The organism is Pseudomonas sp. 1912-s (assembly GCF_029269205.1).
Taxonomy (GTDB): Bacteria; Pseudomonadota; Gammaproteobacteria; order Pseudomonadales; family Pseudomonadaceae; genus Aquipseudomonas.
On record NZ_JARIXR010000009.1, the window covers coordinates 1 to 13,327 of the forward strand.

The following is a 13,327-nucleotide window of genomic DNA, read 5'->3' on the forward strand; positions in this document are numbered from 1 at the left end:
GTAATGAAGACCCTGGCCCTGGAAGGCATGACCATGGTCTGCGTCACCCATGAAATGGGCTTCGCCCGGGAAGTGGCGGATCGGGTGCTGTTCTTCGATCACGGCAAACTGCTGGAAGACGCCGCCCCGGCACAATTCTTCGATGCGCCGAAGGATCCCCGGGCCCAAGCCTTTCTGCGTCAGGTTCTATAAAACGCTTCTTGTGGCGAGGGAGCTACTGTCATGACAACGCCGTGGCCGAGAGCTTTTTCCAGCTTCTGAAACGGGAACGGATCAAGCGAAAAATCTACACCACGAGGGAAGATGCTCTGAGTGATGTGTTTGATTACATCGAGATGTTCTACAACGTAAAACGCCGCCATGGTTTCAACAATCAGCTGTCACCGGTAGAGTTTGAAAAGCGTTACGCAATGAGCTTGCAAGGTGTCTAGAGAATCCGGGGCGATTCAATAACACCAGAGAAAGCACAGCAAGAAGCCCACAGAGCGCATACAACCTGGGCGGTAGCTTCGGGGAAAGCGTGGACCAAAGCCCAAAAAAACCTGCATAGCCCGCTACTAAGATGAGATTGATATAGGTTCCTGCACTAGCCATCTGCCTTTCGTGCATCTCCATCAGTGCGTTAGCGCCCTTATCTCTTTCCAAATGAAGCTGAAAATCTTTGAGTTCATCAATAGCTTCCGAATGCGTATTCACCACGGTTTCCACCTGCTCATTCCATCGCTGCTGATTCATCTCGCTCCGCTCCATTAGAGAGTTTTTACAGCTGAGGCCCGTGGACGCACATATCGACCGGCGTCGAGCTCAATATGCGCTAGATGATTTGACGTGAAAACCACCCTAAGCTCCCGGGCGCCGCACGCTCAGTTTTTCGCACCAATATAGAGCACCAGTCCCATGGTGGTCCCATGAAGCTATTTTTTTGGATACCAAAAACCACAAACCCCCGGCTTTCTCTAGGAAAACCGGGGGTTTGTGTTTACTTAATGTGGCGGTGAAGGAGAGATTCGAACTCTCGATACAATTTCTTGTATACACACTTTCCAGGCGTGCTCCTTAAGCCACTCGGACACTTCACCGTATCTCGTCAAACTGATTCAGTCTGTCGAGGCGCGCTAATGTAGTCGAAAGCTTTTCCGATGGCAAAGGTTTTTTTCAGAATTTTCATGCGCTTAGGCGGTTATGCCGTTACAGCCCTCTGCGGCGCCATGCGCACCACGGCGATTCTGCCATTCTCGGGCACTCGCGGCGGTTGTCTATAGTAGCTGCTGCGCCGTGCCGAAGGCCGCCTGCGGGTGGGCATGCGGGAAAAGTCTGACTGGGTAGTCAGTCACGGCGCTTTACCAGGGCGGGCGCGGTGGGTAACGTCTGCCGCCTGTCCTTCTATTACAAGCATTACAAGGAATCGCGTCATGAGTGAGTTGATTGCCTACCACCTCGAAGACGGTATCGCGACCCTGACCCTGAGCAACGGCAAGGTGAATGCCATTTCGCCGGCAGTGGTCAGTGCGTTTAATCAAGCGCTGGATCAGGCCGAGAAGGATCGGGCGGTGGTGATCATCACGGGCACGCCGGGGATTTTGTCCGGTGGCTATGATTTGAAGGTGATGACCGCCGGCCCTAAAGAAGCAGTGAGTCTGGTGACGTCGGGTTCCACCCTCGCCTGCCGCCTGTTGTCGCACCCGTTCCCGGTGATCGTGGCGTGCCCAGGGCACGCGGTGGCCAAGGGTGCGTTCCTGTTGCTGTCGGCGGATTACCGGATTGGTGTGGACGGGCCGTTCAGCATTGGCCTGAATGAAGTGATGATCGGCATGACCATGCACCACGCCGGGATCGAGCTGGCACGGGATCGTCTGCGCAAGTCGGCGTTCCAACGTTCGGTGATCAATGCCGAGATGTTTAACCCGCAGGACGCATTGGGCGCCGGGTTCCTGGACAAGGTGGTCGCACCGGAAGAGTTGCAGGCCGCAGCGCTGGAAGCGGCTCGCCAGTTGAAGAAGATCAATATGAACGCCCACAAGCACACCAAGCTGAAGGTGCGTAAGGCGCTGCTGGAAGCTCTGGATGACGCGATCATTCAGGATCAGGGTCACTTGGGTTAATCAAACCTGCGCCTGCTGAATCGAAGCCCGACCTTGAGTCGGGCTTTTTCTTACAAAGAATTCTGGATTGCCTACAACCGCTCTAGACAGTGTCTGTCACGTCTTGTTGAAACATGCGCTTAAACATCGCCTATCTCCTGACTCTATAGGGGCAATTGCCGAATACAGTGCACATCCGTACACTGCGCCACCTTTTGTCCCGATGGGCTGTGTCGATGCTTTTTTTGTTACGCATGTTGTTGATGGGCCTGCATTTTATGATTGCGGGCGTGCTGGGCGTGCTGCTGGGGATCTGCCGGCCGTTCAATCCGGACAACAGCCGTTACTGTGCGCGCCTGTATGCCGTGCCGGCGATGTGGCTGTTGCGCCTGCGGGTGAAGGCTGATGTCGACTCGCTGCGCAACAAACCCAGCAGTTGCGTGATCATTGCCAACCATCAGTCCAACTATGACCTGTTTGTGTTCGGCACCGTGGTGCCGTACCGCACGGTGTGTATCGGCAAGAAGAGCCTGAAGTGGGTGCCGTTGTTCGGCCAGTTGTTCTGGCTGGCGGGCAATGTGTTGATCGACCGGGGCAACGCGCACAAGGCCCGGCGCTCGATGCTGACCACCACCCACACGTTGCAACACGCAGACACCTCGATCTGGGTGTTCCCCGAAGGCACGCGTAACTTCGGTGAGACGTTGCTGCCGTTCAAGAAGGGCGCGTTCCAGATGGCAATCGCCGCAGGCGTGCCGATTGTGCAGGTGTGTGTCAGCACCTACGTGAAGCAGATGAAGCTCAACCGCTGGAACAGTGGCGATATTCTGATTCGCTCGTTGCCGCCGATTCCTACGAAGGGGCTGACGATGGATGACATGCCGCTGTTAATGCAGACCTGCCGCGAGCAAATGCGCGACTGCATCGAGGCGATGGATCGCGAGTTGCAAACCACACCTGCAGTCACGGCTGAACCCCGCCGAATTTGCTGACTCTGATTGGGCAGGGCAGGCTAAGCTGCCTGACAGTTGTCATCTGCCATTCAAGAAGAAGCGATCAGCACTATGGGTAGAGTTGTTGCGGCCGCCGTCTATAGCGCCGGAAAGAAAGTCACCGATATCACCCTCGACGAAGGCGCCGCCTGGGCCGCCAAGCCGGACCACTTTGTGTGGATCGGCCTGGAAGAGCCCAGCGCCCTGGAACTGGCCAACCTGCAGCGCCAGTTCAACCTGCACGAACTGGCCATCGAAGATGCCCTGGAAAAACACAGCCGGCCCAAGCTTGAAACCTTCGGCGATGCGCTGTTTATCGTGACCTATTCGCCGGTGCGCGATAACGGCAAGCTGGAGTTTATCGAGACCCATATCTTTGCCGGCAACGGCTACATCATTACTGCCCGCAACGGCCATTCGGCGTCCTACGGCTATGTGCGCCAGCGCTGTGAGGCGCGGCCGCTGCTGCTGGAGCATGGGGAAGATTTCGTACTCTATGCGCTGCTGGATTTCGTCACCGAGAACTACCAGCCCGTGAGCGAGGCGATTCATGCCGAGGTCGATGAGTTGGAGCGCAATGTGCTGTGCAACTCCCTGAATGAACATGACATCCAAAAACTCCACGGCCTGCGCCGCGATGTGCTGCGGCTGAAGCGTTATGTGGCGCCGATGGTGGAGATCAGTCAGGAGCTGCAGAAGCTGAGTTTTCCGTTTATTGACAAGAACATGCGTCCGTACTTTCGCGACGTGCAGATTCACGTCACCCGGCAGATGGAAGACCTGACCACCCTGCGGGATATCGCCAGCCAGACCATCGAGATTGGGGTGTTGCTGGAAGCCCAGCGCCAAAGCGTGGTGCAGCGCAAGTTTGCCGCGTGGGCGGCGATTCTGGCGTTCCCGACGGCAGTGGCCGGGATTTACGGGATGAACTTCCAGAACATGCCGGAGCTGCAATGGCACTACGGCTATTTTGCGGTACTGGGGTTTATTGCGGTGGGGTGTTCGGGGTTGTGGGCCAGTTTCAAGCGCTCAGGCTGGCTGTAGAAAACTGCTCTTGTGGCGATTGCTGTTGTGGCGAGGGAGCTTGCTCCCGTTCGGCTACGCAGCAGTCGTGCTTTTAAAAGCGGGGGCGCTTCGCACCCCAGCGGGAGCAAGCTCCCTCGCCACAAAAAGCTAATCAATCAACCCGAATTGATTAGGCCACGTCCGCTTCTGGTTTGTGCGCCACAAACCGCATCATCCATTCCGCCACGGTGACGCCGTGGTGGTCTCGTTCCAGGCTGGCCACGCCATTGGTGTAGACCTTTTCCCCCAGGGTTGTCTGAAGAATCTCCAGCAACTCGCGGGAATAGTCGTGGATAAATTCCGGGTGGCCCTGGAAGCACAGCACCTGGTCTTCGATGTGGTACGCCGCAAACGGGCAGAACTCGCTGGAAGCAATCACCGTGGCGTTTTCCGGCAAGGTGGTGACCTGGTCCTGATGGCTGATCAACAGCGTCAGTTCTTCCACCACCGGGCTCATCCACGGGGCCTTGGCGTTCAGTTTGTAGTCATGGATGCCCATGCCCCAGCCTTTGGTCGCCCGCTCTGTCTTGCCGCCCAGCAGCAGTGCCAGCAACTGATGGCCGAAGCAGATGCCGATCAGCTTGTCGCCGCGTGCATGGCGGTCCAGCAGGTAGGTCTTGAGGGTCTGGATCCATGGATCGGTGCCAAAGGAGTCGGCCTTGCTGCCCGTCACCAGGTAGGCGTCGAACACTTCGTCATCCGTCGGGTATTCACCCTGCACCACGTTATAGACGACGAACTCGGCGGCAATCGGCTGCTTGGAGAACAGGCGCTTGAACATCTGCCCGTACCCTTGGTACTGATCGATCAGCCCGGGACGCAGGATATCGGTTTCCAGGATGCACACGCGTAACGACATAAAAAATACCTGACACGGCGATGGGAATAATGAACACCCCCAGAGCCTGCCTTGAAATACCCTTCCAAGGCAAGCCCCGCACATGCCCAAACCCGTCAGAAGGTCGCGTTCTGTGCAGCGTTCTCCAACAACAGAGCCGGAGGCGTGAAGCGCTCACCATATTGCTCGGCCAGGTAACGCGCCCGGGCGATGAAGTCGTTCAGGCCGTACTGGTTGATGAACTGCAGCGCCCCGCCGCTCCAGGCGGCAAAGCCGATACCGAAGATCGAGCCGACGTTGGCATCGGCCGTCGACATCAACACGCCCTCCTCCACACAACGCACGGTTTCGATGGCCTGAATAAACAGCAGACGGTCGCGCACGTCCTGCGCCGAGATCCGTTGGCCGGGCCTTTCAAAGCGGCTTTTCAGTTGCGGCCACAGGTGTTTCTGCCCGCCCGCCGGGTAATCGTAGAAGCCCCCCCCCGCCGCCTTGCCCGGACGCTTGTATTCGTTGAGCAACAGGTCGATTACGGCAAACGCCGGATGCTGGGGTAACGGCTTGCCCTCGGCCTGCAGGTCCTTGGCCGTCTGCTGGCGGATATGGCTCATCAGGCTGAGGGAAACTTCGTCAGAGACCGCCAGCGGCCCCACCGGCATGCCGGCCTTGCGCGCCTCGGTCTCGATCATCGGCGCGGCCACGCCTTCGCCGAGCATGGCGATGCCTTCGTTGGTGAAGGTGCCGAACACCCGCGAGGTGAAGAAGCCGCGGCTGTCGTTGACCACGATCGGGGTTTTCTTGATTTGCAGTACGAAATCAAAACCCCGAGCCAGGGTTTCGTCGCTGGTGCGGGCGCCCTTGATGATTTCCACCAGGGGCATCTTGTCCACCGGGCTGAAGAAGTGCAGGCCGATAAACTTGCCCTGGTCGGGGACCGCCGTGGCCAGGCCGCTGATGGGCAAGGTGGAGGTGTTGGAGGCGATCACCGCTTCGGCACCCACCACACTGTGTGCGGCAGCCGAAACCCTGGCCTTGAGCTCACGGTCTTCGAACACGGCTTCGATGATCAGGTCGCAGCCAGCAAGATCGGCATCGGATTCGGTAGGAACAATCCTCGCGAGGATGGTTTCCCGCTGCTCAGCGGTCAATTGCCCACGGCCGACCTTCTTGTCCAGTAACCCTGCCGAGTGGGCCTTGCCCTTCTCCGCCGCCGCCAGGTTGACGTCCTTGAGCACCACCTCAACGCCTGCCGAGGCGCTGACGTAGGCGATACCGGCGCCCATCATCCCGGCGCCGAGCACGCCAACCTTGCGTGTCACATACGGCGCACAGCCCTTGGGCCGCGAGCTGCCGGCGTTGATTTCATTGAGCTGGAACCAGAAGGTGCCAATCATGTTCTTCGCCACTTGCCCGGTGACCAGCTCGGTGAAGTAGCGGGTCTCGATCAGGTGCGCGGTGTCGAAATCCACCTGGGCACCTTCCACGGCGGCACACAGGATTTTCTCCGGGGCCGGGAAGCAGCCGTTGGTTTTGGCGCGCAGTATCGAGGGTGCAATGGCGAGCACTTGCGCGACTTTCGGGTTGGACGGTGTGCCGCCAGGGATCTGATAACCCTTGATGTCCCAACGCTGTTTCGCCTCCGGATTGGCCAGGATCCACGCCCGGGACTTGGCCAGCAGCTCGTCGCGGTCGGCCGCCAGCTCGTCAATCAACCCGGCTTGCAGCGCCTGCTGCGGCGTAATCTTTTTACCTTCCAGTAAGTAGGGCAAGGCCTTTTCCAGCCCCAGCATGCGCACCATGCGCACCACACCGCCGCCGCCCGGCAACAGGCCAAGGGTGACTTCCGGCAGGCCGATTTGTACCGATTTATGATCCAGCGCCACGCGGTGCTGGCACGCCAGGCAAATCTCCCAGCCACCGCCCAGCGCCGCACCATTGATGGCGGCCACCACCGGTTTGCCGAGGGTTTCCAGGGTGCGCAGTTGCGCCTTTAGCAGCAACACGCTGTCGTAGAAATCCTTGGCGTGGGGCTTGTCGACCTTGATCAATTCATTGAGGTCACCGCCGGCAAAGAAGGTCTTTTTTGCCGAGGTGATAATCACACCGGCAATCGAATCCCTCTCGGCGGCCAGCCGGGCGACGGTGGCCGCCATGGCCTCGCGGTACACCCCGTTCATGGTATTGGCGCTCTGGCCGGGCATGTCGATGGTCAGCACCACAATCTGGTCCTGGCCTTTTTCGTAACGAATGGCGTCGGTCATGATGGGTTCCTTAGGCTCAGAGGCGTTCGATGATGGTGGCGATACCCATGCCGCCGCCGACACACAGGGTGGCCAGGCCGTACCGCTGCTGGCGCACCTCCAGTTCGTCGAGCAACGTGCCGAGAATCGCGCAACCCGTGGCGCCCAGCGGGTGGCCCATGGCGATGGAGCCGCCGTTGACATTGACCCGGGTGGCGTCAATGCCCATGTCCTTGATGAACTTGAGCACCACCGAGGCAAACGCTTCGTTGACCTCGAACAGGTCGATGTCTTCCACTCGCAGGCCCGCCTTGGCCAGGGCCTTGCGGGTGGCCGGCGCCGGGCCGGTGAGCATGATGGTGGGTTCGGTGCTGGTGACCGCCGTGGCAACGATGCGCGCCCGGGGTTGCAGGCCGAGCTCGCGGCCCTTGGCTTCGGAGCCGATCAACATCAACGCCGCACCGTCGACGATCCCGGAACTGTTGCCCGGTGTGTGCACATGGTTGATGCGCTCGACGTGGCTGTAGACCCGCAAGGCCGTGGCGTCGAAGCCCATCTGGCCCATCATTTCGAAGCTGGGCTTGAGTTTGCCGAGGCCTTCCAGGGTGGAGTCGGCGCGGATGAACTCATCCTGATCCAGCAGCACGATGCCGTTCTGGTCCTGCACCGCGATCAGCGACTTGTTGAAGGAACCGTCTGATCTGGCCCGTGCCGCTTTCTGCTGGGAGTGCAGGGCAAAGGCATCGACGTCCTGGCGGGTGAAGCCTTCCAGCGTGGCGATCAGGTCGGCGCCGATGCCCTGCGGCGTGAAGTGACTGTGCATATTGGTTTGTGGGTCAAGCACCCAGGCGCCGCCGTCGCTGCCCATGGGCACGCGGGACATGGATTCGACACCGCCCACCACGACGAGGTCTTCAAAGCCGGAACGCACTTTCATCGCGCCGAGGTTCACGGCCTCCAGGCCCGAGGCGCAAAAGCGGTTGATCTGCACACCGGCGACGCTGACGTCCCAGTCCGCCACCAGGGCGGCGGTCTTGGCGATGTCAGCGCCCTGGTCGCCAATCGGTGTGACGCAGCCGAGGACGATGTCATCCACTTGCCGCGTGTCGAGGCCGGTGCGCTGTTGCAGCGCCGTCAACAACCCGGCCACCAGGTTTACCGGCTTGACGCTGTGCAAGGCGCCATCAGCCTTGCCTTTGCCCCGGGGCGTGCGTATCGCATCAAAGATCAAAGCTTGGGTCATGATGTCCTCGAATGACTGCGCAACGAATCGTGCCCTTACCTTAGGCGCCGGGGCGCCGGATTCAATGACCGAACCGCTCATTGACCTTGACGCTCACGCTCAGACGAACGGTAGGAAGCTACGGGAATCGGTTGATTAATCGTTTTAGCTGTCTAGCCGGAGGGCTGGCGTCTGGCTGGCAATTGGCCTCATGCGTTTTTAATAAGTTTTCCGCATTGAATGAGATGAAATGGATCTAAGCCATGTAGAACGAGGGCTCTAAGGTTGAATCTGTAGGAGAGGTAAAGGGTTGCTGCCGGGTTTTGCTGGAGCACCTGTAGGAACTGTAAGAAAAGAGTCATGCAGCACCGTCATAGTTAAATCGACCGGCACGCATTTGACGCTCAGGAATAACAACAAAAGGCAGTCAGCCATGTTCAAGCATTCGAAAGTACGGCAGGCGGGACTTATTCTTTTCGCCACCACCCTGATTCTGATCTTGCCCAATCTAACCAAGGTTATTGGGTGACCACTCGCACTCCACATTCTGCGCACACACAGCGCCAGGATCGCAGCCTTTGGCAGCGCCTTTCGGGATATTGCGCATAGCGATCCCGTCAGGAGCTGCCGTTTTGCGCGCCGAAATTTTGTGATTTTGCGGTATCGTGAGCTCCACCGCCTTTCCCGATATGTGGCCCTTCCTTGAAACAGATCATCGTCCTCCTGACCCTGCTGCTGGCCCTGCCGGCGCACGCCGCGCAATTGACCGTCGAGCTGGATCACGCCAGCAAAACCTGGGAAACAACCGAACTGCTCAAGCGCCCGGATGTGCAGACGGTGCAGGTCGTTGATGACGTTTCCTACAAGCGCAACATGACTTATCGCGCGGTGCCGCTGGCGGCGCTGTTGCCGGGCCTCAAGCCGGAAAATCATCTGCAGGCGGTGGCCCTCGACGGCTTTGCCGCTGAACTGACGGCGGCGCCGCTGCTGTCAAAAAGCGGTGCACGGGCATGGCTGGCCGTGGAAGATCCGGCGCACCCATGGCCGCCGCTGGCAGACGGCAAACCCAGCGCCGGGCCTTTTTATCTGGTGTGGACGGACCCGCAGGCGGGAAATATCAGCCCTGAGCAATGGCCGTTTCAGGTCTCCGGGATCAAGCAGTTGAAGACAGTTGCGGAGCGCTTTCCAGCGTTACTGCCGGACCCGAAGCTGGCGGCGAATGACCCGGTAAATCAAGGTTTCGCGCTGTTCCAGAAGAACTGCCTGGCGTGTCATCGCCTGAACGGTGCCGGCGATGCGCAAGTGGGGCCGGACCTGAATATTCCTTACAACCCCACCGAATATTTCGCCGGGGATTTCCTCAAGCGCTACATCCGCGACCCGCAAAGCATGCGGCATTGGCCGCAGGCGAAGATGCCGGCGTTTGCTGCCAGTGTGCTGCCGGATGCGGACCTGGACCTGCTGGTGGGTTATTTGAAGCATATGGCAGGCAGAAAGCAGCCTTAAGGCTCCGGCAAACCTGTGGCGAGGGAGCTTGCTCCCGCTGGGCTGCGCAGCAGCCCCCCATCAGACGATCGCATTTCTCCAGATAGAACTCGGGGGCAGGTTTTGGGGCCGCTTCGCTGCCCAGCGGGAGCAAGCTCCCTCGCCACAAAAAGCTTTCCTGCCACAGGGAGCTCTCCGGCCAAGAAAAGCTCTCTCTCCCCCGGAATCCTACTGCTGCTGCACCGAAATCACCGGTGTCGGCGCCACAAATACCTTGGCATGCATCTGCTCATGCCCTCCCCCACGGCGCATGCCCCGCACCGGGCACGCGTCCAGGTAATCCAGGCCCACCGCCAGCTTCAAATGCCGCTCCGGCCGCGCCAGTTGGTTCGTCACGTCAAAGCTGTACCAGGCGTCATCCAGCCAGGCTTCGGCCCAGGCGTGACTGGCCAGGTGCTCGCAATCTTCGCTGTACAAATACCCCGACACATAACGCGCCGGAATGCCCAGGCTGCGGGCGCAGGCGAGGAAGGCGTGGGTGTGGTCCTGGCACACCCCGGCGCGCCCGGCAAAGGCCTTGGCGGCGCAGGTGTCGACTTCGGTGGAGCCCGGCGAATAGGTCATGTACTGGTTCAGCGCGTGCATCAGGTCGATCAACGCACTGCGGTCGCGACGCTGGTGGCAGTGCTTTTCGGCAAAGCTGCGCAGGGCGTCGTCCGGCTCGGTCAACCGGGTGCAGCGCAGGAACGGGAAGGCCGACTGGCTTTCATGCTCAGCCTCGCGCAATTCGTCGATATCCACCTGGCCACGTGCGCCAATGATGATGGCTTCATGGGGCTCGTCCAGGGTCAACACGTGCAGGATATTGCCGAACGGGTCCAGTTGCGCCCGCACCGGCCGAGGCAAGTCCAACTGCCAGCTGAGAACGTGCTGGCGCTCGCTGTCATGGGGCGTGAGGCGCAGGTACTGGATGCTGGCACGCACCTGGTCTTCGTAGTGGTAGGTGGTTTCGTGGCTGATGGAAAGTCTCATGCCGCCTCCAGATAGGAACTGTAAATAGCGTCACCCAGCTCGCGCACGAGTGGGATGAAGTCGGTCAGCCAAGCGTGCAGGCCTTCCTTGAGAATTTCGTCGATGGCGGTATAGCGCAGGCGCGCGTCCATCTCGGCCGCCAGGCGCTGGGCCGGGCGACCGTTGATGCCGGGCAGGCTGCCAAGGATCTGGTCGATCTCTTCACTGCAGGCCCGCAGCGAACGCGGGACGTCAGCGCGCAGCAGCAACAGCTCGGCGACTTGGCGGGCGCCGGGGGCGTCACGGTAGATTTCGGTATAGGCCTCGAACGACGACAAGGCCCGCAGCAATGCACTCCACTGATAGTAGGCGTGGGCGGTGCCATCGGTGACCGCTTCGGCCTGGTCCCCGGCCATCTCGTAGCGGGCATCCAAGAGGCGCAAGGTGTTGTCGGCCCTTTCGATAAAGGTGCCCAGACGAATGAAGCGAAACGCGTCGTTACGCATGATGGTGCCGTAGGTGGCACCCCGAAACAGGTGGGACCGCTCCTTGACCCATTCGCAGAACCGGCTCATGCCGTAGCGGCTCAGGCCTTGCTGGGCGATGTCGCGAATTTCCAGCCAGGTGGCGTTGATGTTTTCCCACATGTCGGCGGTGATTCGCCCACGCACGGCATGGGCACTGGCGCGTGCAGCGCCGAGGCAGCTGTAGATGCTGGCCGGGTTGGCAGCATCCAGGGCGAAGAAGTGCAGCAGGCGTTCGGCATGCAGTTCACCGTGGCGCTCGCGGTAATCGTCGAGGGTGCCGGTGATCAGCAGCGGCATCGCCAGTTCATGCAGGCCATCGCCGCGCCCGTCCTGGGGCATCAGCGACAGCGAATAACTGACATCGAGCATGCGCGCGAGGTTTTCCGCGCGCTCCAGGTAGCGCGACATCCAATACAAATCCGAGGCAGTTCTACTCAACATATTTCAATCCTCGACCACCCAGGTGTCTTTAGTGCCGCCGCCCTGGGACGAGTTGACCACCAACGAGCCTTCCCGCAGCGCCACACGAGTCAGGCCGCCGGGGACCACACGGGTTTCCTTGCCTTGCAGCACGAATGGGCGCAGGTCGATATGGCGTGGGGCGATGCCGTTTTCGACAAAGGTCGGGCAGGTCGACAGGCACAGCGTTGGCTGCGCGATGTAGGCATGGGGCTTGGCCTTGATGCGTGCACGGAAGGCTTCGATTTCCGCCGCCGAGGCTGCCGGGCCGACCAACATGCCATAGCCACCGGAACCCTGGGTTTCCTTCACCACCAGTTCCGGAAGGTTGGCCAGCACGTGGGACAGTTCGCTGGGATTACGGCACTGGAACGTCGGAACGTTCTTCAGGATCGGCTCTTCATCCAAGTAAAAACGGATCATCTCGGTGACGAAGGGGTACACCGATTTGTCATCCGCTACCCCGGTGCCGATGGCATTCGCCAGTACCACATTGCCCGAGCGATACGCCGCCAGCAGGCCCGGCACACCGAGCATGGAATCCGGGTTGAAGGCCAGCGGGTCGAGGAACGCGTCGTCGAGGCGGCGGTAAATCACGTCGACCGCCTTGGGCCCGTCGGTGGTGCGCATGAACACACGGTCATCGCGCACGAACAGGTCGGCGCCTTCCACCAGTTCCACGCCCATTTCCCGAGCCAGGAACGCATGCTCGAAGAACGCGCTGTTGAAACGCCCAGGCGTCAGCACCACCACACTGGGGTTATCCAGCGGGCTGGAGCTTTTCAGGGTGTCGAGCAACAGGTTGGGGTAGTGATCGATCGGCGCGATGCGCTGGGCGGCAAACAGTTCGGGGAACAGGCGCATCATCATCTTGCGGTCTTCGAGCATGTAGCTGACGCCGCTGGGGGTGCGCAGGTTGTCTTCGAGGACGTAGTAAGTGCCGTCGCCATCGCGTACGAGATCGACGCCGGAGATGTGGGAATAGATGTCGCGGTGCAGGTCCAGGCCCTGCATCGCCAACTGGTACTGCTCGTTGGCCAGTACTTGCTCGGCGGGGATGATCCCGGCCTTGATGATGCGTTGTTCGTGGTACAGGTCGGCGAGGAACATGTTCAGCGCCTTGACCCGCTGGATGCAGCCGCGCTCGACGATCCGCCATTCACTGGCCGGGATGCTGCGGGGGATCGTGTCAAAGGGAATCAGGCGCTCGGTGCCTTGCTCGTCGCCATACAGGGTGAAGGTGATACCGGCCCGGTGAAACAGCAAATCGGCTTCGCGCCGGCGCTGGGCCAGTAATTCAGGGGGCGTCTCGGCCAACCAGCGGGCGAACTCGCGGTAATGGGGGCGCACCTGCCCTGCCCCGTCGTACATCTCATCATAATAAGTGCGGATCATGCCGTACTCCTT

11 protein-coding genes, 1 tRNA gene and 2 pseudogenes are annotated in these 13,327 nt (G+C 60.1%); 6 read left to right on the forward strand and 8 right to left on the reverse strand.

From position 1 onward, the window contains the following. A pseudogene (locus tag P3C29_RS13400) lies at positions 1-192 on the forward strand (peptide ABC transporter ATP-binding protein); the annotation flags it as partial. Positions 193-218: 26 nt separating this feature from the next. After that, positions 219-431: pseudogene (locus tag P3C29_RS13405) on the forward strand (IS3 family transposase); the annotation flags it as partial. Here the strand turns inward: P3C29_RS13405 and P3C29_RS13410 are convergent. Further along, complete coding sequence (locus P3C29_RS13410; protein ID WP_275964797.1) at positions 367-735, reverse strand: hypothetical protein; 369 nt, start codon at positions 733-735, stop codon at positions 367-369. The pseudogene P3C29_RS13405 and the gene P3C29_RS13410 sit on opposite strands and share 65 nt — an antisense overlap. 254 nt (positions 736-989) lie before the next feature. After that, positions 990-1,079: transfer RNA gene (locus P3C29_RS13415), tRNA-Ser, on the reverse strand. Positions 1,080-1,412: 333 nt separating this feature from the next. Here P3C29_RS13415 and P3C29_RS13420 point away from each other — a divergent pair. The 3 genes from P3C29_RS13420 (at position 1,413) to P3C29_RS13430 (ending at position 4,117) form a co-directional block, all read left to right on the forward strand. Further along, positions 1,413-2,102, forward strand: a complete 690-nt coding sequence (locus tag P3C29_RS13420) for a crotonase/enoyl-CoA hydratase family protein (protein ID WP_275964699.1) — start codon at positions 1,413-1,415, stop codon at positions 2,100-2,102. Between the two features lie 215 nt (positions 2,103-2,317). Next, positions 2,318-3,073: a 1-acylglycerol-3-phosphate O-acyltransferase gene (locus tag P3C29_RS13425; RefSeq protein WP_275964700.1), complete on the forward strand. Its 756-nt coding sequence runs from the start codon at positions 2,318-2,320 to the stop codon at positions 3,071-3,073. 72 nt (positions 3,074-3,145) lie between these two features. After that, positions 3,146-4,117, forward strand: coding sequence for a magnesium and cobalt transport protein CorA (locus P3C29_RS13430; RefSeq protein WP_169385988.1), 972 nt, complete (start codon positions 3,146-3,148; stop codon positions 4,115-4,117). A 151-nt stretch (positions 4,118-4,268) separates the two neighbouring features. Here P3C29_RS13430 and P3C29_RS13435 read toward each other — a convergent pair whose 3' ends face one another. The 3 genes from P3C29_RS13435 to P3C29_RS13445 form a co-directional block, all read right to left on the reverse strand. Next, positions 4,269-4,997, reverse strand: coding sequence for an amidotransferase (locus P3C29_RS13435; protein WP_275964701.1), 729 nt, complete (start codon positions 4,995-4,997; stop codon positions 4,269-4,271). Between the two features lie 95 nt (positions 4,998-5,092). Continuing rightward, the gene (locus P3C29_RS13440; protein ID WP_275964702.1) at positions 5,093-7,237 is read right to left on the reverse strand and encodes a 3-hydroxyacyl-CoA dehydrogenase NAD-binding domain-containing protein; all 2,145 of its coding nucleotides are present in this window, start codon (positions 7,235-7,237) and stop codon (positions 5,093-5,095) included. Between the two features lie 16 nt (positions 7,238-7,253). Further along, the gene (locus P3C29_RS13445; protein WP_169385991.1) at positions 7,254-8,459 is read right to left on the reverse strand and encodes an acetyl-CoA C-acetyltransferase; all 1,206 of its coding nucleotides are present in this window, start codon (positions 8,457-8,459) and stop codon (positions 7,254-7,256) included. Positions 8,460-9,140: 681 nt separating this feature from the next. On the opposite strand from P3C29_RS13445, the gene P3C29_RS13450 reads away from it, so the two are divergent. Then, positions 9,141-9,944 (forward strand): cytochrome c, encoded by an 804-nt coding sequence (locus tag P3C29_RS13450; RefSeq protein WP_275964703.1) that lies wholly within the window; start codon positions 9,141-9,143, stop codon positions 9,942-9,944. 207 nt (positions 9,945-10,151) lie between these two features. Here P3C29_RS13450 and P3C29_RS13455 read toward each other — a convergent pair whose 3' ends face one another. Genes P3C29_RS13455 through P3C29_RS13465 form a run of 3 tightly spaced genes read right to left on the reverse strand, consistent with a single transcriptional unit; the run spans position 10,152 to position 13,315 of the window. Then, on the reverse strand, positions 10,152-10,955 hold the full coding sequence (locus P3C29_RS13455; RefSeq protein WP_010165966.1) for a transglutaminase family protein: 804 nt from the start codon (positions 10,953-10,955) through the stop codon (positions 10,152-10,154). After that, complete coding sequence (locus P3C29_RS13460) at positions 10,952-11,902, reverse strand: alpha-E domain-containing protein (protein ID WP_010165965.1); 951 nt, start codon at positions 11,900-11,902, stop codon at positions 10,952-10,954. Before P3C29_RS13460 ends, P3C29_RS13455 begins: the two co-directional genes overlap by 4 nt. A 3-nt stretch (positions 11,903-11,905) precedes the next feature. Continuing rightward, positions 11,906-13,315: a circularly permuted type 2 ATP-grasp protein gene (locus P3C29_RS13465; RefSeq protein ID WP_010165963.1), complete on the reverse strand. Its 1,410-nt coding sequence runs from the start codon at positions 13,313-13,315 to the stop codon at positions 11,906-11,908. Between the last annotated feature and the right edge of the window lie 12 nt (positions 13,316-13,327).

What these genes read in the sequence shown, in the direction of transcription:
- P3C29_RS13410 (WP_275964797.1), bottom strand. Translation starts at nt 735, where the DNA reads ATGAATCAGCAGCGATGGAATGAGCAGGTGGAAACCGTGGTGAATACG.
- P3C29_RS13420 (WP_275964699.1), top strand. Translation starts at nt 1,413, where the DNA reads ATGAGTGAGTTGATTGCCTACCACCTCGAAGACGGTATCGCGACCCTG.
- P3C29_RS13425 (WP_275964700.1), top strand. Translation starts at nt 2,318, where the DNA reads ATGCTTTTTTTGTTACGCATGTTGTTGATGGGCCTGCATTTTATGATT.
- P3C29_RS13430 (WP_169385988.1), top strand. Translation starts at nt 3,146, where the DNA reads ATGGGTAGAGTTGTTGCGGCCGCCGTCTATAGCGCCGGAAAGAAAGTC.
- P3C29_RS13435 (WP_275964701.1), bottom strand. Translation starts at nt 4,997, where the DNA reads ATGTCGTTACGCGTGTGCATCCTGGAAACCGATATCCTGCGTCCCGGG.
- P3C29_RS13440 (WP_275964702.1), bottom strand. Translation starts at nt 7,237, where the DNA reads ATGACCGACGCCATTCGTTACGAAAAAGGCCAGGACCAGATTGTGGTG.
- P3C29_RS13445 (WP_169385991.1), bottom strand. Translation starts at nt 8,459, where the DNA reads ATGACCCAAGCTTTGATCTTTGATGCGATACGCACGCCCCGGGGCAAA.
- P3C29_RS13455 (WP_010165966.1), bottom strand. Translation starts at nt 10,955, where the DNA reads ATGAGACTTTCCATCAGCCACGAAACCACCTACCACTACGAAGACCAG.
- P3C29_RS13460 (WP_010165965.1), bottom strand. Translation starts at nt 11,902, where the DNA reads ATGTTGAGTAGAACTGCCTCGGATTTGTATTGGATGTCGCGCTACCTG.
- P3C29_RS13465 (WP_010165963.1), bottom strand. Translation starts at nt 13,315, where the DNA reads ATGATCCGCACTTATTATGATGAGATGTACGACGGGGCAGGGCAGGTG.